Below are 542 nucleotides of genomic sequence, written 5' to 3' on the forward strand. Positions count from 1 at the left end.
ACGGCATCATCGCCCAATTTTATGGTGGTCACTGCTCCATCGGCCAGTTTTGCCGTTACTATGGAAAGGTCCTCCACCTTAAAGGGATCCAAGGTGGTACCTACGCCTGTAATAGTAACCTGATCGGCAATGGCATCGAAGCTGGATTTATCTACCCAAGCAACCGTACCCACTGCATCGGTAACCAAAACTTTATCGGTTCCACCACTTAATATGTTTTCTGTTTGGACCGCATCATCGGCCAACTTCGCATTGGTCACGGCATCATCGCCCAATTTTACGGTAGTAACCGCTCCATCGGCCAGTTTGGCCGTTACTATGGCAAGATCCTCCACCTTAAAGGGATCTAAGGTTGTGCCCACGCCTGTAATAGTAACCTGATCGGCAATGGCATCGAAGCTGGATTTGTCCACCCAGGCTACCGTACCCACTACATCGGTAACCAACACTTTGTCGTTACCACCTGAGGAAATATCCTCTGTTAAAATGGTACCGTTCAATATGTTTTCTGTCTGTACCGCATCGTCTGCCAATTTAGCATT

1 protein-coding gene is annotated in these 542 nt (G+C 48.2%); it reads right to left on the reverse strand.

What is annotated here, in order from left to right:
* Window positions 1-542, reverse strand: a 542-nt coding sequence (locus tag MWU82_RS24100; RefSeq protein WP_247098308.1) for a hypothetical protein, incomplete at both ends; no start/stop codon positions are given.

This window comes from Arenibacter sp. S6351L, from assembly GCF_023016025.1.
GTDB lineage: Bacteria > Bacteroidota > Bacteroidia > Flavobacteriales > Flavobacteriaceae > Arenibacter > Arenibacter algicola_B.